The sequence below is a fragment of the Agrobacterium sp. SUL3 genome, assembly GCF_001263295.1.
Classification (GTDB): domain Bacteria; phylum Pseudomonadota; class Alphaproteobacteria; order Rhizobiales; family Rhizobiaceae; genus Agrobacterium; species Agrobacterium tomkonis.
This window is the reverse complement of sequence record NZ_KQ414506.1, coordinates 7,320-28,646: the sequence shown is the minus strand read 5'-3', so window position 1 is coordinate 28,646 and position 21,327 is coordinate 7,320. Positions and strand designations below refer to the sequence as shown.

19 protein-coding genes and 1 pseudogene are annotated in these 21,327 nt (G+C 59.3%); 17 read left to right on the top strand and 3 right to left on the bottom strand.

The window, feature by feature from the left end; translation table 11 throughout:
* Positions 1 to 173 precede the first annotated feature (173 nt).
* Positions 174 to 851 (top strand): alpha/beta hydrolase, encoded by a 678-nt coding sequence (locus AKG12_RS16655; protein WP_020012833.1) that lies wholly within the window; start codon positions 174 to 176, stop codon positions 849 to 851.
* A 235-nt stretch (positions 852 to 1,086) separates the two neighbouring features.
* Here AKG12_RS16655 and AKG12_RS16650 read toward each other — a convergent pair whose 3' ends face one another.
* Positions 1,087 to 2,214, bottom strand: coding sequence for an anhydro-N-acetylmuramic acid kinase (locus AKG12_RS16650; RefSeq protein ID WP_052819715.1), 1,128 nt, complete (start codon positions 2,212 to 2,214; stop codon positions 1,087 to 1,089).
* A 199-nt stretch (positions 2,215 to 2,413) separates the two neighbouring features.
* Here AKG12_RS16650 and tyrS point away from each other — a divergent pair, with 199 nt between their 5' ends.
* On the top strand, positions 2,414 to 3,667 hold the full coding sequence (tyrS, locus tag AKG12_RS16645; RefSeq protein ID WP_052819714.1) for a tyrosine--tRNA ligase: 1,254 nt from the start codon (positions 2,414 to 2,416) through the stop codon (positions 3,665 to 3,667).
* 47 nt (positions 3,668 to 3,714) lie between these two features.
* On the opposite strand, the gene AKG12_RS16640 is transcribed toward tyrS, so the two are convergent.
* Positions 3,715 to 7,098, bottom strand: a complete 3,384-nt coding sequence (locus AKG12_RS16640) for a YhdP family protein (protein ID WP_052819713.1) — start codon at positions 7,096 to 7,098, stop codon at positions 3,715 to 3,717.
* Between the two features lie 236 nt (positions 7,099 to 7,334).
* Here AKG12_RS16640 and AKG12_RS16635 point away from each other — a divergent pair, with 236 nt between their 5' ends.
* From AKG12_RS16635 to AKG12_RS16570, 14 genes and pseudogenes are all read left to right on the top strand, one after another.
* A complete protein-coding gene (locus AKG12_RS16635; RefSeq protein WP_046798245.1) occupies positions 7,335 to 7,802 on the top strand; it encodes a peroxiredoxin in 468 nt (155 codons plus the stop codon).
* Positions 7,803 to 7,817: 15 nt separating this feature from the next.
* Positions 7,818 to 8,645, top strand: coding sequence for a ferritin-like domain-containing protein (locus tag AKG12_RS16630; protein ID WP_046798244.1), 828 nt, complete (start codon positions 7,818 to 7,820; stop codon positions 8,643 to 8,645).
* 111 nt (positions 8,646 to 8,756) lie between these two features.
* Positions 8,757 to 10,055 carry a M23 family metallopeptidase gene (locus AKG12_RS16625; RefSeq protein ID WP_052819712.1) on the top strand — a complete coding sequence of 433 codons (1,299 nt, stop codon included), beginning with the start codon at positions 8,757 to 8,759 and terminating at the stop codon, positions 10,053 to 10,055.
* 219 nt (positions 10,056 to 10,274) lie between these two features.
* The gene (locus AKG12_RS16620) at positions 10,275 to 11,774 is read left to right on the top strand and encodes a DEAD/DEAH box helicase (RefSeq protein ID WP_052819711.1); all 1,500 of its coding nucleotides are present in this window, start codon (positions 10,275 to 10,277) and stop codon (positions 11,772 to 11,774) included.
* A gap of 13 nt (positions 11,775 to 11,787) precedes the next feature.
* On the top strand, positions 11,788 to 12,204 hold the full coding sequence (locus AKG12_RS16615; RefSeq protein ID WP_052819710.1) for an NUDIX domain-containing protein: 417 nt from the start codon (positions 11,788 to 11,790) through the stop codon (positions 12,202 to 12,204).
* Between the two features lie 839 nt (positions 12,205 to 13,043).
* Positions 13,044 to 14,170 (top strand): annotated as a pseudogene (locus AKG12_RS16610) (ABC transporter substrate-binding protein).
* A 132-nt stretch (positions 14,171 to 14,302) separates the two neighbouring features.
* Complete coding sequence (gene rpe / locus AKG12_RS16605; protein ID WP_046798239.1) at positions 14,303 to 14,980, top strand: ribulose-phosphate 3-epimerase; 678 nt, start codon at positions 14,303 to 14,305, stop codon at positions 14,978 to 14,980.
* A 55-nt stretch (positions 14,981 to 15,035) separates the two neighbouring features.
* Positions 15,036 to 15,542, top strand: coding sequence for a hypothetical protein (locus tag AKG12_RS16600; protein ID WP_046798238.1), 507 nt, complete (start codon positions 15,036 to 15,038; stop codon positions 15,540 to 15,542).
* A gap of 113 nt (positions 15,543 to 15,655) precedes the next feature.
* Positions 15,656 to 16,963, top strand: a complete 1,308-nt coding sequence (gene purB, locus AKG12_RS16595; RefSeq protein ID WP_052819708.1) for an adenylosuccinate lyase — start codon at positions 15,656 to 15,658, stop codon at positions 16,961 to 16,963.
* Between the two features lie 69 nt (positions 16,964 to 17,032).
* Positions 17,033 to 17,596 carry an alpha/beta hydrolase gene (locus AKG12_RS16590; protein WP_046798236.1) on the top strand — a complete coding sequence of 188 codons (564 nt, stop codon included), beginning with the start codon at positions 17,033 to 17,035 and terminating at the stop codon, positions 17,594 to 17,596.
* A gap of 202 nt (positions 17,597 to 17,798) precedes the next feature.
* Positions 17,799 to 18,563, top strand: coding sequence for a phosphoribosylaminoimidazolesuccinocarboxamide synthase (purC, locus tag AKG12_RS16585; protein ID WP_003516002.1), 765 nt, complete (start codon positions 17,799 to 17,801; stop codon positions 18,561 to 18,563).
* Positions 18,564 to 18,618: 55 nt separating this feature from the next.
* The gene (gene purS, locus AKG12_RS16580) at positions 18,619 to 18,861 is read left to right on the top strand and encodes a phosphoribosylformylglycinamidine synthase subunit PurS (RefSeq protein ID WP_003507918.1); all 243 of its coding nucleotides are present in this window, start codon (positions 18,619 to 18,621) and stop codon (positions 18,859 to 18,861) included.
* 120 nt (positions 18,862 to 18,981) lie between these two features.
* Positions 18,982 to 19,653 (top strand): phosphoribosylformylglycinamidine synthase subunit PurQ, encoded by a 672-nt coding sequence (gene purQ / locus AKG12_RS16575; protein ID WP_052819707.1) that lies wholly within the window; start codon positions 18,982 to 18,984, stop codon positions 19,651 to 19,653.
* A gap of 33 nt (positions 19,654 to 19,686) precedes the next feature.
* Positions 19,687 to 20,136 (top strand): hypothetical protein, encoded by a 450-nt coding sequence (locus AKG12_RS16570; protein WP_502688809.1) that lies wholly within the window; start codon positions 19,687 to 19,689, stop codon positions 20,134 to 20,136.
* A gap of 237 nt (positions 20,137 to 20,373) precedes the next feature.
* On the opposite strand, the gene AKG12_RS16565 is transcribed toward AKG12_RS16570, so the two are convergent.
* Positions 20,374 to 20,679, bottom strand: a complete 306-nt coding sequence (locus tag AKG12_RS16565; RefSeq protein ID WP_052819706.1) for a DUF1127 domain-containing protein — start codon at positions 20,677 to 20,679, stop codon at positions 20,374 to 20,376.
* A 93-nt stretch (positions 20,680 to 20,772) separates the two neighbouring features.
* On the opposite strand from AKG12_RS16565, the gene AKG12_RS31030 reads away from it, so the two are divergent.
* On the top strand, positions 20,773 to 21,327 hold a 555-nt coding region (locus AKG12_RS31030; RefSeq protein ID WP_285277754.1), incomplete at its 3' end, for a GntR family transcriptional regulator.

Here is a 21,327-nt window from a genome sequence, read left to right as displayed (position 1 = left end):
GCATTTTTCTTGAAATTACAGTTGCGCTTGCCTTATGACACGACCCGAGTGCTTAAGCACACGCAAAGTTTCGAATTATTCTAAACTGCGTTCTAGAAAAGATGACAGAGTTCGTCAAGTCTTCTCATAGGCAGAATGCGGTTGGAGAATGAAAAAACACGACCGGAGTACCAATGCCCGAAGTCATCTTTAACGGCCCTGCGGGTCGCCTCGAAGGCCGTTATCAACCCTCCAAGGAAAAGAGCGCGCCGATAGCGATCATCCTTCATCCGCACCCGCAGTTTGGCGGCACGATGAACAACCAGATCGTTTATCAGCTCTTCTATCTTTTCCAGAAGCGCGGTTTCACGACGCTCCGGTTCAATTTCCGCTCCATCGGCCGCAGCCAGGGCGAGTTCGACCATGGTGCCGGCGAACTTTCCGATGCCGCTTCCGCCCTCGACTGGGTGCAGAGCCTGCATCCCGATTCGAAAAGCTGCTGGGTTGCCGGTTATTCCTTCGGCGCCTGGATCGGCATGCAGCTGCTGATGCGCCGTCCGGAAATCGAAGGTTTCATGTCGATTGCGCCGCAGCCCAATACCTACGACTTCTCCTTCCTGGCTCCCTGCCCGTCCTCCGGCCTCATCATCAATGGTGATTCCGACAAGGTCGCACCTGAGAAGGACGTCAACGGCCTCGTCGAAAAGCTGAAGACCCAGAAGGGCATCCTCATCACCCACCGCACGCTTCCCGGCGCCAACCACTTCTTTAATGGCAAGGTGGATGAGCTGATGGGCGAATGCGAGGACTACCTCGACCGCCGCCTGAACGGCGAACTGGTTCCGGAACCGGCGGCGAAACGCATTCGGTGATTGGCCGCGCGTTTTCAGGTCGGTCTTGATCTGGCTGCAATGATCGATGGCGGGTGTGGCTCACCCCCCTCTGCCCTGCCGGGCATCTCCCCCTCAAGGGGGGAGATCGAATCGTAGCACAGCCTTTCGGCCATCTTGAACGTTCCAGCTGAGACGAAGAGTAAGCCTCATGCTGATCTCCCCCCTTGAGGGGGAGATGCCCGGCAGGGCAGAGGGGGGTGAGCCACACCCACCGTCATCCCTTATGCCGCACCAAAACCCCACCCATCACCGGCTCCTTCACCCCCGTGGTACCGGGATAGGTCAGCGGCAAACCTTTAAGCGATCGCACTGCCAGATAGGCCCAGGCCTCCGCCTCCATCGCCCCGCCATCGAAACCCGCCTCTTCCGCCGCAATCACGCGCGCCCCAACCTTTGCGGCAAGGTCCGCAAATTCTTCCATGATCACCGGGTTCAACCGACCGCCACCACAAACGACATAGGTCTTTGCCGCCTCCGGAAGATAGCTCGCCGACTTCAGAATGGCAGCCCCCGTCAGATGAGCCAGTGTCCGCGCCCCATCCGCGAGGGAAACCTCACCCTTTTTCGGCGGCACGAAATCGCCGCGATCGAGCGAGCGGCGGATATTGGCTGAAAAAAACGGGCTTTCCATATAACGCGCCACCAGCGAGGCAACGACGCTGCCGCCCGCCGCCGTCCTGCCGCCCTTGTCGAAGGCTTTGCCGGTATGGGCCTCGATCCACTGGTCGATCAGCATATTGCCGGGGCCGCTGTCGAAGGCGGCAAGTCGCCCCGCCTCGCCGATATAAGTCAGATTGGAGATACCGCCGATATTGACGAAAACGGCGGGCGTTTCGAACCCGTCAGGCAGATTGGCGGAAAGCGCCATGTGATAGGCCGGGATCAGCGGCGCGCCCTGCCCGCCATGTACCATGTCGTTGGCGCGCATGTCATAGACCACATCGATGCCGGTTTCCTCTGCCAGCAGCAGTCCGTCACCGATCTGCACGGTCAGTGCCTCATCCGGCCGGTGCAGCACCGTCTGGCCATGAAAACCAATGACGTCGATATCGCCGGCTTCAAGCCGGTGACGGTGCAGGAAGGATTTCACCGCCGCCGCATGGGCAAGCGTCAGCTTGCGCTCGGCCTCGCCCAAATCGCCCGGACGCTCACGCCGTTCGCGGATGGCCTTGGCTGTCGTTAGCGCCTTCTGCCAGATGGCGCGCAGGCCCGGATCGTAGGGGAAATAACCGCTCGGCCCGTGCCGTACCACGCTTTCGCCATCCGTGCGTAACAGGGCGATATCGATGCCGTCCATCGATGTGCCGCTCATCAGCCCGATCGCCGTTTTGATCTCGCCCACCTGCCGCTCCCCTGCAATATCGAATCATGATGATGTGAATCCCGATATTCATGGCCGAAACGGGTGCACATTTCAAAAAACAATGATAAAGCCGCGACGTTCATTGGCTGCTTACAGCATTGTGGAGCGTCCTTTGCGCGTCCGAAAGGACGTGCGGCGCTCCAGCGACGGCAAAGATCAAACCAGAAAGTAAAAGGTTATGTCCAGGTTCAAGTCCGATTTCCTCCGCACGCTCGATGAGCGCGGCTTCATTCACCAGATCTCCGATGAGGCAGGTCTCGACGAACTGTTCGCCAAGGAAACCGTGACCGCCTATATCGGCTATGACCCGACGGCTTCGAGTTTGCATGTCGGCCACCTCACCCAGATCATGATGCTGCATTGGATGCAGAAGACCGGCCACCAGCCGATCTCGCTGATGGGCGGCGGCACCGGCATGGTCGGCGATCCCTCCTTCAAGGAAGAGGCCCGCAAGCTGATGACGATCGACATGATCGAGGACAACATTACCTCGCTCAAGCACGTCTTCGCCAATTACCTCGATTACGACCGCGCCAATCACCCGGCGCTGATGATCAACAATGCCGACTGGCTGCGCGGTCTGAACTACCTCGAATTCCTGCGCGATGTCGGCCGCCATTTCTCGGTCAACCGCATGCTATCCTTCGACAGCGTGAAGACGCGCCTCGACCGCGAACAGTCGCTGTCCTTCCTCGAATTCAACTACATGATCCTGCAGGCCTACGATTACGTCGAGCTGAACCAGCGCACCGGCTGCCGGCTGCAGATGGGCGGCTCGGACCAGTGGGGCAACATCATCAACGGCATCGACCTCGGTCACCGTATGGGGACACCGCAGCTCTATGCGCTGACCTCGCCGCTTCTGACCACTTCCTCGGGTGCTAAGATGGGCAAGTCCGCCTCCGGCGCTGTGTGGCTGAACAAGGACCTGCTGCCGGTTTATGATTTCTGGCAATACTGGCGCAACACCGAAGATGCCGATGTCGTCCGCTTCGCCAAGCTCTTCACCACGCTGCCGATGGACGAAATCGCCCGCATTGCGGCGCTTGGCGGCTCGGAAATCAACGAAGCGAAGAAAATCCTCGCAACAGAAGTGACGGCGATCCTGCATGGCCGTGCTGCGGCCGAAGAAGCTGCCGAAACCGCCCGCAAGACTTTCGAGGAAGGCGCGCTGGCTGAAAACCTGCCCTCCATCGAGGTTCCGACATCCGAACTCGAAGCCGGCCTTGGCGTCCTCTCCCTCATCGTCCGCGCCGGCCTTGCCGGTTCGAACGGCGAAGCCCGCCGCCACGTTCAGGGCGGCGCGGTGAAGATCAACGACCAGGGCGTTTCCGATGAGCGCCAGATGATCGGCACCGGTGAAGTGACCGGCGACGGCGTCATCAAGCTGTCGGTCGGCAAGAAGAAGCATGTTCTGGTGCGCCCGGCCTGAAAAACCCACGCAAAACCTGTTATCGAGGGCCGCGAAAGCGGCCCTTTTTATTGGAACTCGAAAATCTGTCGGAAAACACCCGGCGCGATCAGCGACAGCGGGTTGATCGTCAGCTTCGGCTGGTCCGTCTGGCCGGACAGTTTGAAAGTAATGCCGAGCAGACCCCGGTCGCGGCCGTTGCCGAGGAAGATGCCTATGAAAGGCAACTCACCAAACAGCCGGTTCAGGCCATAAGCGGGCATGAAGGTGCCGGTCATGTCCATGCGGCCGCTCTGGTCCTTGAGCAATCCCTGGAAGGTCGCACCGATCTGTTCACCGCGCACCACGCCGTTTTCCACCGCAACCGAGCCATTAACGTAGACCACCCGGGCAAAACCGCGCTGGAACTTCTCAGAACTGACATCGATATTGCGGCGAACCGCGTTGTTGAGGCTTCTGCCGTCTTCACCAGCGGGGGTGGCAACGATATCCTGCAATTTCGCTTCGTTCACCACGGCAAAATTGCGCAGGTCCAGCGAACCGCTCCAGTCGCTGCCATTGGCGGTCGTCAGCGCCAGATTGAGAAGGCCTCCGCGGATACGGCTGTAGATATTGGCGAAACGGGCAAGCGAACCGGCATCGCTGCTGGTCAGCGTCACGGTTCCCGTCGCGCCGCGATTGGTGGTCTGCGCCACCACCGCCTGGCCGTTGCCGGTGACCCCGCGAAAATCGATCGAACGCACCTTGCCGTCACGCACGCTGATATCGGAACTGACATTGGCGAGGATTTCGTCGTTGAAACCATAGACCTTGTCGAACTGTGTCTTGATGGCAAGCGATGGTTGCGAACGCGATGTGCCGTCACCGCCGCCGGAAGAACTGCGCAGTTTCGAAAGGAACGGCCGGACATCCGCGGATTTTCCCGAGGCATTGATGATATAGCCGTTTTTGGAGGCCGCGACGGAAACGGCGTAATTGTCGGCGGGCGACAGCTGCACTCGGCTGAGATCGGCTGAAATCAACCCGTTCTTGCTGAAGGCGATATCGCCGGCGGCGCCGAAACCGTCCCCGTCGAGGGAAAAATCACTGATCGTCGTGCGGCCATCCACCGTCTCGGTGGTGAAGGCGGCTTTTGCCGGAATGCCGATGCCCTTGCTCCAGCCAAGCCCCGGCAGAATGATCGACGCCCTGGTCAGATCGAGCCGGATGTCCTGCCGTTTCGGGTCTGCGCCATCGACTTCCATCACCGTCGTGCCGCCAAGAACCGAGGACAGTTCCGGCGCAAGCTTGGCAACCTGTGTCTCGTTCAGGGTCGCCTTCAACGACAGCGTCGAGGGGACATCGCCATTCTTGCGCACCGGCTCCGTCATCTCGATATCCATCGGCACGTCGTCCACGCGGCCCTTGCCCTGAAGCTTGAGCTGGCGGTCGTTCAAAGCCATGAAACCGTCAAGCGCCGCCACCTTGTGGCCGGCAAAGGGCTTCGTCAGCGACAGGTTCTTCAGGTCCAGATCAGCCGTCCACACCGGCGGAGGCGGGTTCTGGCTGGACAGCAGTCCGACGGTCAGTTTTGCACTGGCCTTCACGTCACCGGTGAAATCCTCCGGTTTGAACTGCGTATCCTTCAACGCATTGATCGGCTTCAGCGTCGCAAGCTCGGCAACGGCATCCGCAGAGCCGGCCACATTCAACTCGACATTTCCAAGCAGCGGCTTGTCATAAACGTTGGAGATCAGAAACCGGCTGTTCTCCAGCGCAAGCGACCGGTTGGAGGGGAAATAGGATGTCGCCCGCTCGATGTCGACGGTCATGCCGCCGCCGACCAGGTTGAAATGTGCATCGACATCCCGAAGCGGCGGAATATCGCCAGTGGTGTTCAGCCGCGTATCGTCAATATCGAAGCGGATCTGCATTTCGCTCTCGCCGAGCACCAGCGGGCAGCCGGGACCGCACATTCGCCCCTGCGGAATGAATATCGCAATCGAGCCATTGGTGACCGTGCCGCCATAAAGGTTGGTTACCACCCAGTCACGCGGCTTGTGCGCCATCCAGAACGGCCAGAGCTGCTTGACCGCCGTGGCCTCCATCTTCGGAATCTGGCCGCCAAAGCTGATTTCCGGCGAGCCCTCACCGAAGCGGACTTTCAGCGAGCCCGCCATGTCTCCAAGCGGGCCAGTAACGTAAAGCGAGGGAACGTCGAGTTGCTTTGTCGCCGCCGTATATTGCCCATCCGCCTTCAGGCTGAAGGGAACCGGCTCCTCGCCAGAGGCTTCGGCCGAAGCAATCCCGTTGTCGACCCGGAGCGAAAGACCGAAACCTTCCTCCGTATCGCGAATTTCACCGGTAACCGGTATGATCGTACGTCCCAGCTCCAGCCGCGAATTGGCGATTACCAGGGTACTTTTTTCGAAATCATAGCGCGCATTGACGCTGCCTGCCGTGAAAGGCTGGGCCTCGCCACCAATCAGAAGCGTTCCGTTGCCCATGCCGACCGAAGCTTCCAGCTGTGGCTCCTGCCCTTCCGCAGCACGCCGGGCGACAATGCTGACACCGGTCTTGACGTTCAGCCCCTCATGCAGATTGCCCTGCGGATCGAATTTTTCCAGAAACGGCCCGATATCGAAACCGTCGATCCGCGCCTGAAAACCGTCGATCACGCCGCCGGATCCGGATGTCGTCAGCGATAGGCTGGCGATCTCACCGTTAAACAGCGTCTCGCCATCAAGCGAATATCCACCCTGCTGGTCGGGTGTGAGCGACAGTTCGCGTATCTCGATGGTACGTGGTTTTCCAAGCTCACCGGGCGGCAGATGCACCGAAACACTGGAAATATCGATTTCCTCTGTGCCGCTGCTCAGAAAAGCCTGGGCGAGCTTGTCGAGCTGTCCGAAGGCGGCCTGCAATTGCTGCGGTACGGCGTCAAGCTTGATGCTGGAAAGATCAAAACCGTTACCCTTGGGCAAAAGCGCCGTGTCGAGCTCCATACCATCGGCTTCGAGGCTTTGTACCGAGATGCGGCCGGTCAGCAGCGCAAGCGGATCAAGCGCCATGCCGATCGCCCGGGCCCTGCTCAGATGCTGGCCGGAGTCCTTTTCGACGATGTCCACATCCTCGGCCACCAGCGCCAGCCGCAGCCCGGTGGAGAACCTTATGGCCGAAGAGCCGATCCGGGCGCTGTAATGTGGCCCAAGCGCCCTCTCCAGCGCCTGTTGCGCCTGGCTGGAGAGCGTCTTGTCGATCGATCCCGTCTCGACGGAAAGAATAATGCCGCCGATGGACAGGAACGCCAGCACAAAGAGAGCCGCGAAAATCTTGATAAGAGCGCGCGCCATGGAACGCGGCGCAGGGCAATGCACGATGATGGGATCTTCGGCCTGTGCCGAAGGGAGATCATGCAGGGCAATGATATCGCGCCTGCCGAACTTGACCTTTTCACCCCTGACTTCAGCCATACGCCCGTGCTTGCCCCTGAATAGCTTTTGTTTCGCCGCAACACCGGAGCGGGATGGCGAAAAGTGTAAGCGGTTTTCGTCCGGAACCCCGCTCCAAATTCTTTAACCCAGATGACGATTCAGATTACAGGTGAATTCGACCTGAAATCTCAATCGTGATCTGGACGACGCGCGGTTTCGCTATATATCGAATGTGGCGACTTTCACTCAACATCCCGGCGAAAGAAAGGTAGATTATGACAGACTTGACGATTGGCAGCCCGGCTCCCGACTTTACTTTGCCCCGCAACGGTGAAGGAACGGTGACATTGTCCAAACTTCAAGGCAAGGCCGTCATTCTCTATTTCTACCCTAAGGACGATACTTCAGGCTGCACAGCAGAAGCGATCGACTTCAGCGCGCTGGGCGCAGAATTCGAGGCCGCCAACGCCGTCGTCATCGGCATTTCGCCCGATAGCGTCAAAAGCCACGACAAATTTGCCGCAAAACACGCGCTTTCCGTCATGCTGGCCTCCGACGAAGACCGCAAGGCTCTCGAAGCCTATGGGGTTTGGAAGGAAAAGAGCATGTATGGCAAGAAATACATGGGTGTCGAACGTACCACTGTCCTCGTCGCACCGGATGGCACAATCGCGGAAATCTGGAACAAGGTGAAGGTTGCGGGCCACGCGCAGGCCGTTCTTGAGGCTGCAAAGAAGCTCTGAAAAAACGGATCCGATGTGACGCCCCCGTTCAAAATCATCTCGCTGCGCGGCGGGGCGACGGATGCTGTTGCGAGCGCCGATCTCGACCGTAAAACCGCGCTGGCACAGGAAACGGCGACACGGTGGTTCGAGCGTCGCCTGTCGTTGCGCTCGCCGCTCGATCCGCCCTTGCCCGAACGTCCGGGCAGACCGGAAAAGCCGGAGCTCGTGCCGCCGACCGCCGTCGAGCGCCGTTCGCTTCACACGGTGAAGGGCCGCATCGCCCTGCTGCACGCCATCGCCCATATCGAACTCAACGCCGTCGATCTCGCGCTCGACATCGTCGCGCGTTATGCGAGCGAACCGGTGCCGCATTCCTTTTTCGACGGCTGGATGCAGGTCGCCTTCGAGGAGGCGAAACATTTCCGGCTGGTGCGCGACCGGCTCAGAAGCCTCGGAGCGGATTATGGCGATCTGCCGGCCCATGACGGGCTCTGGCAGGCGGCGCATTCCACCCGCAACGACCTGACCGCCCGGCTGGCGGTCGTGCCGCTCATTCTGGAAGCGCGCGGACTGGACGTCACACCTTCCCTGCAGGCGAGAATGCGGGAGACCGGCGATCTCGAAAGCGCCGCCGTTCTCGATGTTATCTATAACGACGAAAAGGGCCACGTCGCCATCGGCGCCAAATGGTTCCGGTTCCTCTGCGCCCGTGAAAAGAAGGATCCGGCCGCAACCTTCAAACAACTGGTGCGTGCCAATTTTCGCGGTCCCCTGAAACCGCCCTTCAACGACCTCGCCCGCGCCGAGGCCGGCCTGACGCCGTCCTTCTACCGCTCGCTGACATCCGTCAGCCACAGCTAAAACCGCACCAGGCAACACGGCATAAGCGCAGATAGATGCTTCCGGCAAAACTTCGTTAACCTTAACGAATTATGATTTCCTGTGAGAAATCGGCCAGTCCGGAGAGAGATTTTGACTGATACAGCGGAAAACCGGGTATTCGGCAAAAAGCGGCCGCAGCACGTCCTCATTCTGGCGAGCGGCGAGAAAGTTCGGCATATGACCATTCGGCCGTGGATGGCCGCTCTGGCCGGCTGCACCATTGGCCTGTTTTCGCTCGGCTATCTCGGCGCTACCGGCTACCTCATTTTGCGTGACGACCTGATCGGTGCGACCATGGCGCGCCAGACCCGCATGCAGAACGACTATGAAGACCGTATCGCAGCACTGAGGGCTCAGGTGGACCGGGTCACCTCCCGACAATTGCTTGACCAGCAGGTCGTTGAAAAGAAAGTGGAAAAGCTGCTGGAACAGCAGGCGGCGCTGACCTCCAGGCACGGGCGCATGAGCGAATTGCTGGAACGCGCCGAAAATTCCGGCGTCGCAGCAACACCCGCCGCGCCCTCTTCCCTTTCGAACGCCATGGCGCCGGAAAAGCGCGCGGAGCTGACGGGCGGCCTGTCAGCAATTGAAAAGCTGATGGCGCCGCGCGCGCCGCAGCCGGAAAAGCCAGCCGCACCCGACAGACGCGCCGCTTACGTGCCTCAATCCGGCGAAACACCCTCGGACCGGGCCGATCGGGTGTTTTCCAAAGTGACCATTTCGCTGAAGGATATCGAGCGCCAGCAGATATCGCGCATCGCCAGATTGACCAACGATGCCGAAGACAAGGCAAGCGCGATGCAGGACATCATCCGGCAGGCCGGATTGAAGATCGACGAAAGCGGCGCGGACGATATCGGCGGCCCCTATGCGGCTCCCCAGCGCAGCGAAACCGATCCGTTCAACCTGTCGCTGACCAATCTCGACAATGCGCTGAACCGGCTGGATATCGTCAAGGAAAGTGCAACCGCCCTGCCCTTCGGCAACCCGGCTCCCGGCAGAACGATCACCAGCCGGTTCGGCAATCGCATGGATCCGTTTCTCGGACGGCCGGCTTTGCACACCGGCATCGATTTTCGCGCCGAAACCGGTGCTGACGTCAAAGCCACCGGCGCAGGCAAGGTGACGGTGGCGGAAAATTCCGGCGGTTACGGCAATATGGTCGAGATCGATCACGGTCAGGGCGTCTCGACGCGATTCGGCCATCTCTCCGCGATCCTCGTCAGGGCCGGCGACAAGGTGGAGGCCGGCGACATCATCGGTCGCGCCGGCAGCACCGGTCGTTCAACCGGCCCCCATGTGCATTACGAGGTGCGCCGCAACGATACGCCGGTCGATCCGATGCGGTTCCTGATCGCCGGCGCCGAGCTTAAAACCTATTTGAAATGACAGGCCAAATTTAACGCTTTTTTTGCGCTTTTTACGATAAATCGCATGAAACTGCGCCACAGGCTGAAAAGCCTCGTCAGAACCACGACGTTTCGCGTGCTTTTCCCGTTGTTTCCTTGACTTTCCGGCAATTTGGGCATATCCCCGCGCCAAGTCTTTGCAAGTGTCGCAGCGGCACGCAGGTGTTCTTACCGAACCAGAACGGAAAAAGTTCTTCCTTTGACAACATTCTCTGATCTTGGCCTGAGCCAAAAAGTTCTTTCCGCTATTGCAGATGCCGGCTACACGACGCCGACACCCATTCAGGCCGGCGCCATTCCGCCCGCGCTGGAAAAGCGTGATATCTGCGGTATCGCACAGACCGGCACGGGCAAAACCGCGTCCTTCGTGCTGCCGATGCTGACCCTGCTTGAAAAGGGTCGCGCACGCGCCAGAATGCCGCGCACGCTGATCCTTGAACCCACCCGTGAGCTTGCGGCGCAGGTGGCTGAGAATTTCGAGAAATACGGCAAGAATCACAAGCTGAACGTCGCCCTGCTTATCGGCGGCGTTTCGTTCGAAGATCAGGATCGCAAGCTCGAGCGTGGCGCCGATGTTCTCATCTGCACCCCCGGCCGTCTTCTTGACCATTGCGAGCGCGGCAAGCTGTTGATGACCGGCGTTGAAATCCTCGTCATCGACGAAGCCGACCGCATGCTGGACATGGGCTTCATTCCCGATATCGAACGTATCGTGAAAATGATTCCCTTTACCCGGCAAACGCTGTTCTTTTCGGCCACCATGCCGCCGGAAATCCAGAAGCTGGCCGACCGCTTCCTTCAGAACCCCGAACGCATCGAGGTCGCCAAGCCCTCCTCCACGGCGAAAACCGTTACGCAGAACATCGTCGCTGCGCATAACAAGGACTATGAGAAGCGCGCTGTCCTGCGCGATCTCGTCCGCGCCGAAGAGGCCGAACTCAAAAACGCGATCATTTTCTGCAATCGCAAGAAGGATGTCGCCGACCTGTTCCGTTCGCTCGACCGTCACGGCTTTTCCGTCGGCGCGCTGCATGGCGACATGGACCAGCGTTCGCGCACGACGATGCTGCAGAACTTCAGGGACGGCAATCTGACGCTGCTCGTCGCCTCTGACGTTGCGGCGCGCGGACTTGATATCCCCGATGTCAGCCACGTCTTCAACTTCGACGTTCCCATTCATGCCGAAGACTATGTCCACCGCATCGGCCGTACCGGCCGTGCGGGCCGTTCGGGCAAGGCCTTCACCATCGTCACCAGAAACGACGTAAAATATCTCGACGCGATCGAAAAGCTGATCGGCGAAAAGATCGAGTGGCTGAATGGCGACCTCTCCACGCTGCCCGCGCCCATGGAAAGCTTTGAAAGCAATTCCGGCCGTCGGGGTAACAAGGAACGGGGCGGCAGGGGTCGCGACAGGAACCGTCGTGATGCGGCTCCGGTCGAAAACATCAATCAGGATGCACAATCCGCTGCGGTTACCGAGATCGTGGCTCACGGAGACGACAAGGTGAAAGCAGAACGCAGACCGGAAAAGACCCCGCGCAATTCCGACCGCAACAGCCGTAATCCGTTGCACGCCAATGACGACAACCGCGAGCGCCGCCGCCACTATCGCGACCATGATGACGGCCCGACCCCGGTCGGCTTCGGCGACGACATTCCCGCCTTCATGCTGATCGTGGCCAACGCCAAGGGCTGAGGCCAGTACAAATATGACGCCGACAATCAAACCAGGGCTTGATTTTCCGGGTGTCGGCGTGGGCCTTGCCATATTGCGCGATGGCCAGCTGCTTCTCTGCCGGCGCTTGAAAGCGCCGGAAGCCGGATACTGGAGTATTCCGGGCGGCAAGGTTGATCACCTCGAATCCTCCCTCGCCGCCGCAAGGCGAGAGGCCGAAGAAGAGACCGGGCTGACAATCGGCGATGTCGAATTTCTCTGCCACAGTGAATATATCGATACCGAAGAGCGGCACCATTGGGTGTCGCTGATCTTCGTCGCCCGCGATACGCGTGGCGAGCCGGCACTGACCGAACCGGACAAGCTTTCCGATATAGGCTGGTTTTATCCCGACAATCTTCCCGCACCCATTTCCGCCTTCGCGAAGGACGCGCTGGCCGCCCTGAAATAAATCCGAACAAGGGACCGGCAAGTGCGACATTGCCGCAGACCGGGCGTCTTCCACTCTGAAACGGGGGCGTCAAAAAAAGGGGGCGAAGCCTCGCCTGCCTACAATGAAGGCAACCTGGCAGAGCGATTTCTTTTCCGTAAATATAATAATAAGAGAATAGCTTTGCGTGAAGCTTTTCAGATTCAATTTTAAATTGCTTAAATTAGCTCCATGTAAAAAACCGCCCCAGTTTCCCGAAGCGGTTTATACGTAATGAAAATAATAGAATATAGAATGTAATATAGTCTGGCAGTGCTTATAATCGGAACACTTTCCGAGGCTGGTTACAGCCAATTTCAGTCGTCCCCTGAAACACGTATATCTAAGCTAAACATTTACTTTCCGTCAAGCAAATCTTCTCGCAAATGCGAAAAAAGACACTAAGAAAAATCGACGTTGGGCGAAAAGCATGGATTTTTTCTTTAAATATCAATAATTTAAATATATGAAAATAAAATGTGCACTTTTCGCGGCTGCACTTTAAAGGGCAAAACAGCGCACAGGCCGTTGCTAAACTGTGCTTATACGCATCGCATGTTACAGTTTTATAAAGTAAAAATCCTCTGAACAGGCGATGGAGTTACTTCTCCTTTCACGCATTTCAAGAGCGACTTGCCGATCCGCAAAAATGAATCCGCAATGAAGACAGTAGCGCACAATTATATTGAATGGCAGCAACTACAACGTGTCTTGAGGCCCTGTTTCCTTGAATCGAACAATTGGCGATCAAATCCGCCGTCTCGCGCACCGCGATATGCGATTATGCTGGGGTTCAGGCGATTTTTCCTTTGGAAAACCGTTTGTTGCCGATAAACATCAAGCGGGACAACAGGATTTCGCTCACGTCATGCTTTCACTTCGCCTGCTAACGATCATCGCCGGTTTTGCCTTTGCGGGCTCAGCAAGCGCGGCGTCGATCGGCATTGTTGCTCCGCAAAACGGGCCATATGAGCTTCTGGGGCAGCAGGTGCGGCAGGGCGCGAAGGCCGCTGCCGCCAAACTTGGGCTTGATGTCGTCGAAATCCATGAAAGCTGCGAGGATGGCAGCGGCGGCGCCATCGCCGATGGCCTCGTGGCCGCCAAAGTCAGCGCCGCGATCGGCTTCCTGTGCACCGAAACGCTCCAGGATGTTCTGCCGCCACTGAAAGCGGCCGCCATCCCGGTCATCACGCTCTCCAGCCGCGCACCTATCCTTATGGAAGATGCGTTGAAATACGGCTGGCCGCTTTTCCGCCTCGCCCCATCGGACAGGGCCGAATCGGAAAGGGCAGCGGAAATCATCCTGCGTGACTGGAAAGGACATTCCATCGGACTTGTGGATGACGGCACGATCTACAGCCGCGAACTGGTCGACAGGATTCGCTCGAAGCTGGAGGAAAACGGGCTGAAACCCACCTTCACCGACACGATGCGCCCCAACCAGGAACAACAGGTGGCGCTGGTGCGCCGGCTGGCGCGAACCGGCATCACCCATGTCTTCATCGGCGCGGAACGCAACGACGTCGCCATTGTCGCCCGCGACGCCGCCTCGGAGAATTCCCCCCTCACCATCATGGGCGGCGACGCCATGAATGCGGCCAACGCGCCGGTAGCACTTACGGCAAATGTGCTCGCCGTCACCCGCCCGGCCTACGACACATTGCCATCGGCCCAGGCCGTCACCGGTGAATTGCGCGCCGCCGGCATTGAACCGGAAGGCTATGTCCTGCCCGCCTATGCGGCAGCGGAACTGACGGCAGCGCTCACGGAGGCGGCGCAGGCGCAGTCGAAACCCACGCCGGAAATATTGACGACCGGCACCGTCTTCAAAACCGTGATCGGCGATCTGAGCTTTAATCCCTCGCACGAACTTGCGGATAATCCCTACCGCCTGCAGCGCTGGAACGGCCAGCGCTTCGAACCGGCGGACAAGGCCGAAAAACAATAGGCAGAGCCAGTGCGGCGGGAAATTTGAGGAAGCGGGTCTGAAAACCGCCGGCAACAGCGCGGCGGGCCGTTTCAAACCCGGATACTTGATGCTAAAGGCAGCTTACGCAACGCGTCGAGAGGAGTTTGCCCCATGTCCCTGCCTATCCGGATAGCCCCGTCGATCCTGGCTGCCAATTTCGCCAAGCTCGGACAGGAGGTCGCCGATGTCACGGAAGCGGGTGCCGACTGGATCCATCTCGACGTCATGGACGGTCATTTCGTGCCCAACATCTCGTTCGGGCCTGACGTCATCAAGGCACTTCGCCCGCACAGCAACGCCTTTTTCGATTGCCATCTGATGATCGCCCCCGTCGATCCCTATCTCGAAGCCTTCGCCAAGGCCGGTTGCGACAGCATCACCGTGCATGCGGAGGCCGGACCGCATCTGCATCGCTCGCTGCAGACCATCCGCACACTCGGCCGGAAGACCGGCGTGACCCTCAATCCCGCCACGCCGCTTTCCGTCATCGAAAACGTGCTTGATGATGTTGATCTCATCCTGATCATGAGCGTCAATCCCGGTTTCGGCGGCCAGAAATTCATCCCCGCCATGCTCGACAAGATCCGCGCGGCAAAGGCGATGATCGGCGACCGGCCGATCGAGCTTGAAGTGGATGGCGGCGTAACGGCGGAGACAGCCGGTGCAATCATTGCCGCCGGCGCCAATGCATTGGTGGCAGGCTCAGCGGTCTTCAAGGGCGATGGCGTCGAGGACTACCGCAAGACGGTGTCGTTGCTGCGCACGGCGGCGGAGGCCGGAAGGTCCTGACCCACGGAGCGAACACGCCGGAGGCAGGACTACGGGGCGTTTGGATGAGGGCTTGATGGACAGCGACAGGCAGGATTTCCGCAATACAGTATCGGCATCGCTGTTTCCGCTCCTCGCTCCGCTCGTCTGGGCCGCCTGTTCGGCGGCCACCGCCGCCCTCGGTCTCTATCTCAGAAACCGGCTGGAAACCGACCACGCCGCTGATATCGGGATATTGTTCTTCTGCGGCGGTCTTCTCGGCTGGCCGCTGGCCATGGTGGCGCTGCGCTTCCTGCCCGCTTCTGCCAGCCTGACGCTGCGCTTTGCGCTAAGCTGTCTCGCCATCGCATTCTTCACTCTGGCGGTCGCAGCGATATTTTTCGCTTTCCAGTACCGCATCTTTTATGCGCAGTGGCATGCGCCATTCTTTTCCCGCATCTGGTTTTTTCAGCAGATTTTCACCTCGCTCGGCGCGATCTACCAATTTTGCATTCTCGGCCTCGGCCTCTATTTTCCGTTTGCAGCCGTTCCGCTGGCGCTGGCGGGCGCAATCCTTTGCCGACGGGCGTATCGAGCGACATAGCCATGTAGCTTTAGATTGAGATTACCGGAACACTTTGCTAAACGGGCAGCAAAACTCCCACAAAGCCAAGTTCCTCCACCAAGCCAAGCCTCTCTACGAAGAAAGTCATTGCCATGATCCCTCGTTATTCCCGGCCGGAAATGGTCGCCATCTGGTCGCCGGAAACAAAGTTCCGCATCTGGTTCGAGATCGAGGCATATGCCTGTGACGCACTGGCAGACCTCGGCGTCATTCCGAAATCGGCGGCCCAGACGATCTGGGAAAAGGGCGGCAGCGCCACCTTCGACGTCGCCCGCATCGACGAGATCGAGGCTGTCACCAAGCATGACGTCATCGCCTTCCTGACCCACCTTGCCGAGTTCGTCGGTCCCGACAGCCGTTTCGTGCATCAGGGCATGACCTCCTCCGACGTGCTCGACACCACGCTCAACATCCAGCTCGTGCGCGCCGCCGATCTGCTGCTCGCCGATATGGACCGGGTACTGACGGCACTGAAGACCCGCGCCTTCGAGCACAAGAATACGGTGCGCATCGGCCGCAGCCACGGCATTCATGCCGAGCCGACCACCATGGGCCTGACCTTTGCCCGCTTTTATGCCGAAATGCACCGCAACCGCGAGCGCCTCGTCAATGCTCGTGCGGAAATCGCCACGGGTGCGATCTCCGGCGCCGTCGGCACCTTCGCCAACATCGACCCACGCGTCGAGGAGCATGTCTGCGAAAAGCTCGGCCTCATCCCCGAGCCGGTCTCCACGCAGGTCATCCCGCGTGACCGCCACGCCATGTTCTTTGCCGTTCTCGGCGTCATCGCCTCGTCGATCGAAAACGTCGCCATCGAAATCCGCCACATGCAGCGCACCGAGGTTCTGGAAGCCGAAGAGTTCTTCTCTCCCGGCCAGAAGGGTTCCTCGGCCATGCCGCACAAGCGCAACCCGGTTCTGACCGAAAACCTGACCGGCCTTGCCCGTCTGGTGCGCATGTCGGTCGTCCCGGCCATGGAAAACGTGGCGCTCTGGCATGAGCGCGATATCAGCCACTCCTCCGTGGAGCGCGCCATTGGTCCCGACACGACCGTCACGCTGGATTTCGCGCTGAACCGCCTGGCCGGCGTCATCGAAAAGCTGGTGATCTACCCGGACAACATGCTGAAGAACATGAACAAGTTCCGTGGCCTCGTGCATTCGCAGCGCGTGCTGCTGGCGCTGACGCAGGCCGGTGTTTCCCGCGAAGACGCCTACCGCCTGGTACAGCGCAACGCCATGAAGGTCTGGGAACAGGGCGCAGATTTCCTTGAGGAGCTGCTGGGTGACGAGGAAGTGCGCGCCGCCCTTCCCGAAGAGACAATCCGCGAGAAATTCGACCTCGGTTACCACACCAAGCATGTCGACACGATCTTCGCGCGCGTCTTCGGCAAGGCGTAAGGCAGGGTCTCCAAAGTTAATACCGCCGCGGCCTTGATCGCGGCGGCATCACAACACAGATATGGGCGCATGAAAGTTTCAGAAGCAGATATCCTCATGGTACCGGGCTACACCAATTCCGGCCCCGACCACTGGCAGACCCGCTGGGAGCGCAAGCTTTCCACCGCGCGCCGTGTCGAGCAGGCGGAATGGACAAAACCGGTGAGGCACGATTGGGTGGCGCGGCTGGTGGAAGAGGTCAACACCTCGACCAAGCCCGTGGTCATCGTTGCCCATTCGCTGGGTGTGCCGACCGTCATCCATGCGTTGCCGGAAATCGGCAAGAAGGTTGCCGGCGCGCTTCTGGTTGCGCCGCCGGATGTCGCCAATCCGGATATCCGGCCGAAACATCTGATGACCTTCGGGCCTTATCCGCGCGATCCGCTGCCATTTCCGACAATCACCATCGCCAGCCGCAACGATCCCTTCGGCACCTACGAACATGCCGATGACATTGCCGCTGCCTGGGGTTCGCTGCTGATCGATGCCGGCATGTCCGGCCATATCAACGCCGAGTCCGGCCATGGCCCGTGGCCGGAGGGCGGCATGGTCTTCGCCCAGTTCCTGAGCCGACTGAAGGCGAACGAACCCTGACAGGAGGTTCGGGCAAGACCCGTCCCGCCACTTGCCAGTCGCACCGGCCGGTTTCCGGCCGGACAACCTTCCGGCCCGACACAAGAATTGAAGGGAAGATATGCGAGCTGCATTGTAGAATGCACTCTTTTCCTTTATGGGACCGCTCAAAGACAGAAACGTAACGCCACCAGAATCGGCGTCAACCAAGAGACCTGCCATTATGAACCGTCGCCGCCGTATTTACGAAGGCAAGGCCAAGATCCTCTACGAAGGTCCGGAGCCAGGCACGCTTATCCAGTTCTTCAAGGACGATGCGACCGCCTTCAACAAGAAGAAGCACGAAGTCATCGACGGCAAGGGTGTGCTGAACAACCGTATCTGCGAATATGTCTTCACGCATCTGAACAAGATCGGCATTCCCACCCACTTCATCCGCCGCCTCAACATGCGCGAGCAGTTGATCAAGGAAGTGGAGATGATCCCGCTTGAGATCGTCGTGCGCAACGTCGCCGCCGGCTCGCTCTCCAAGCGCCTCGGCATTGACGAGGGCGTGGTCCTGCCGCGCTCCATCATCGAGTTTTATTACAAGTCGGATGAGCTGGAAGACCCGATGGTCTCCGAAGAGCACATCACGGCTTTCGGCTGGGCCAACCCCGCCGAGCTTGACGACATCATGGCGCTTGCCATCCGCGTCAACGACTTCCTGTCCGGCCTCTTCCTCGGCGTCGGCATCCAGCTCGTCGATTTCAAGATCGAATGCGGCCGGCTGTTCGAAGGCGACATGATGCGCATCATTCTCGCCGACGAGATTTCGCCAGACAGCTGCCGCCTGTGGGATATCGAGACCCAGAAAAAGATGGACAAGGATCTGTTCCGCCGTGACATGGGCGGGCTGGTGGAAGCCTATTCCGAAGTGGCGCGCCGTCTCGGCATCATCAATGAAAACGAACCGATCCGCGGCACCGGCCCAGTCCTGGTAAAGTAATATCGGCCTCGTGACGTAATATTGGCCTCTTAAGGTAAAATCAGGAGAAGATCAGGTGATCAAGGCACGGGTGACTGTTACGCTGAAGAACGGCGTTCTCGATCCGCAGGGCAAGGCAATCGAAGGCGCGCTCGGCAGCCTCGGTTTCGGTGGCGTCGGCCATGTCCGTCAGGGCAAGGTCTTCGATCTGGAACTGGAAGGCGCCGACAAGGCCAAGGCCGAGACCGACCTGAAGGCAATGTGTGAAAAGCTTCTGGCCAATACGGTCATCGAAAACTACGCTATCGCCATCCTCTAGATCGTTTTGGCTTTTCTTCGAATCGCCAAACCGATCTATCTCTTTGATTTTGCGCGTTGTCCGGACGTAAAAGCGTTTCCGCTTTTACTGGAAACGCTCTAAGCCGCAGGAGCCGTCCCGATGAAATCCGCTGTCGTCCAACTTCCCGGCCTCAACCGCGACCGCGACATGATCGCCGCGCTGACGAAAATCTCCGGAAGCGCGCCCGTCACCATCTGGCAGACGGAAACGGATATTCCGGACGTCGACCTGATCGTCATCCCGGGCGGTTTTTCCTATGGTGACTATCTGCGTTGCGGCGCGATTGCCGCCCGCATGCCGGTCATGCAGGCCATTCGCGAAAAGGCGGAAAAGGGCGTCAAGGTTCTCGGCGTCTGCAACGGCTTCCAGATATTGGTCGAAGCCGGCATGCTGCCGGGCGCGCTGATGCGCAACGCCTCGCTGAAATTCGTCTGCCGCGAAGTGAAGCTCGAAGTCACCAATAACGACACCGAATTCACCCGCGCTTATGACAAGGGCCAGATTCTGCGCTGCCCCGTTGCCCACCATGACGGCAATTATTTCCTCGATACGGATGAGCTGAAGTCCGTGGAAGACAACGGTCAGGTCGTGTTCCGTTATGCTGAAGGCACCAACCCCAACGGCTCGCTGAACGACATCGCCGGCGTCATCAACGCCAAGGGCAACGTTCTCGGCATGATGCCGCATCCGGAAAACCTCATCGAAGCCGCCCATGGCGGCAATGACGGGCGTGGCCTCTTTGCGTCGGCGCTCGGCGTCATCGCAGCCTGATAGACCGGGCGGGCTTCGAGCCCGCCTTTTTTAATGCCGGCTTCCGGCTCAGTTTCGGCTTCTCTTCTGGATGACCTGATGCCTCGTCTTCTTCGCCACAATGCCTATAAAGCCACCGCATTGCTGCTCGCGGCAGCCGCGCTCGCCGCCTGCCAGCCGAAATCGCAACCGGCTGCCTCCGTCTCCCGTGCTGCCCTGCCGACGATGGAACGGATTGCTCTTGGCGCAAATGCCTGCTGGTTCAAATCGGGTGATGCAGCATTCAAGGCCTATCGTCTGGCCCCGGAACTCAATTCTTTCTCCGGCCGTCCACGCATCCTGCTCGTGCCGCGCAACAGCCCGGAATCCCGCCCCATGCTGGTCGTCCAGGCAGAAGGCAATCCGGCAAAGCTCGACGCGTTCGGACCCGTCATGAACGAAGCCATCTCCGGCCGCATCGCAACCGACGTCAAGCGCTGGGCGAAGGGCGGCAAAGGCTGCTGATCTAGATACGTCTACTTTAAAGACGTCAGTCTCGCCCCTGTGCCGAGGATCTGATCACCTCGAATAAAATCAATCCGTCGCAGATCCTCGGGACAAGCCCGAGGATGACGGGGGCCGTTTGCCTGCATTCCCGCGCAAATCCAATAAAAAACCCGCCAACGCCGGTTGGGATTGGCGTGGCGGGCTGCCGAATGGCTTGATGGCGCCGGGGAAAGAAGGCACCGCTCTTCGACAAAATTATAAAGACCGCGACGGCCAGGAGAAAAGCTGCGATTTCGCGGCCTCCTTCAAGGCCTCGTCCCGCGTAACGCCGATATCCTCCAGAAGATCGTCAGGCAATTCCCGCAGAGCGAGCCGTCCCCGTCGTTTCTGCTGCCAGCGCAACATGCCCATAATCAGGCGACCAATAAGCGTGCGGGCGATCTCGGCCGGAAAGGGCGCCGGTGCGACCATGTCGCCGGCATCGCGGAACACGCGTTCCCGTTCGTAACCATCAGGATAAAGCGTATCCGCTGTCGAAAGGTATTGATCCATCTTGCGCATATTGCACCTATTGTCTCCGTGCGTTTGTCTTGATTGACTGCAATCAATAAATACAATTGACTTGACGATAGATACAATGCATAAATTGTCACCATGACAAATTGGCTTCCCAATATCACCGAGGGCGACGGCCCGATTTATCTTCGCCTCGCCGACAGTATCGAAGGCGCGATTTCCGACGGCACCCTGCAGGCCGGCTCGAAATTGCCGCCGCAGCGCAATCTTGCCTATGATCTGGGTGTTACAATCGGCACAATCGGCCGGGCCTATGCGCTCATCCACGAGCGCGGCCTCGTCAGCGGCGAAGTGGGCCGCGGCACCTATGTCAATGAACGCAAGACCCCCGCCCCGTCTTTACCCATGGAACCGGCAGCGGCGGCCTTCGGCAGCACGCGTCACGCCATCGACACCAGCGCCGAATTCCGGCTGAACACGACCGCAGCACCGGATGTCGGCCAAAGCCCGTTGATCGCCCGGCACATCGAGGCGGTCACCAGGGAACACACCTACGACATCACCAATTATGCCCGCTCCTTCCCCGACAGCTGGTGCATGGCGGGCGTTCGCTGGCTTTCCCAGAACGGCTGGTCGCCAAAGCCGGAAAACATCGTCTCGACCCTCGGCGCCCATGCGGCGGTGATGAGCGTG

What these genes read in the sequence shown, in the direction of transcription:
- purQ (WP_052819707.1), top strand. Translation starts at nt 18,982, where the DNA reads ATGAAATCCGCTGTCGTCCAACTTCCCGGCCTCAACCGCGACCGCGAC.
- AKG12_RS16635 (WP_046798245.1), top strand. Translation starts at nt 7,335, where the DNA reads ATGACAGACTTGACGATTGGCAGCCCGGCTCCCGACTTTACTTTGCCC.
- tyrS (WP_052819714.1), top strand. Translation starts at nt 2,414, where the DNA reads ATGTCCAGGTTCAAGTCCGATTTCCTCCGCACGCTCGATGAGCGCGGC.
- purB (WP_052819708.1), top strand. Translation starts at nt 15,656, where the DNA reads ATGATCCCTCGTTATTCCCGGCCGGAAATGGTCGCCATCTGGTCGCCG.
- AKG12_RS16565 (WP_052819706.1), bottom strand. Translation starts at nt 20,679, where the DNA reads ATGCGCAAGATGGATCAATACCTTTCGACAGCGGATACGCTTTATCCT.
- AKG12_RS16590 (WP_046798236.1), top strand. Translation starts at nt 17,033, where the DNA reads ATGAAAGTTTCAGAAGCAGATATCCTCATGGTACCGGGCTACACCAAT.
- AKG12_RS16640 (WP_052819713.1), bottom strand. Translation starts at nt 7,098, where the DNA reads ATGGCTGAAGTCAGGGGTGAAAAGGTCAAGTTCGGCAGGCGCGATATC.
- purC (WP_003516002.1), top strand. Translation starts at nt 17,799, where the DNA reads ATGAACCGTCGCCGCCGTATTTACGAAGGCAAGGCCAAGATCCTCTAC.
- AKG12_RS16570 (WP_502688809.1), top strand. Translation starts at nt 19,687, where the DNA reads ATGCCGGCTTCCGGCTCAGTTTCGGCTTCTCTTCTGGATGACCTGATG.
- rpe (WP_046798239.1), top strand. Translation starts at nt 14,303, where the DNA reads ATGTCCCTGCCTATCCGGATAGCCCCGTCGATCCTGGCTGCCAATTTC.
- AKG12_RS16600 (WP_046798238.1), top strand. Translation starts at nt 15,036, where the DNA reads ATGGACAGCGACAGGCAGGATTTCCGCAATACAGTATCGGCATCGCTG.
- AKG12_RS16655 (WP_020012833.1), top strand. Translation starts at nt 174, where the DNA reads ATGCCCGAAGTCATCTTTAACGGCCCTGCGGGTCGCCTCGAAGGCCGT.
- AKG12_RS16615 (WP_052819710.1), top strand. Translation starts at nt 11,788, where the DNA reads ATGACGCCGACAATCAAACCAGGGCTTGATTTTCCGGGTGTCGGCGTG.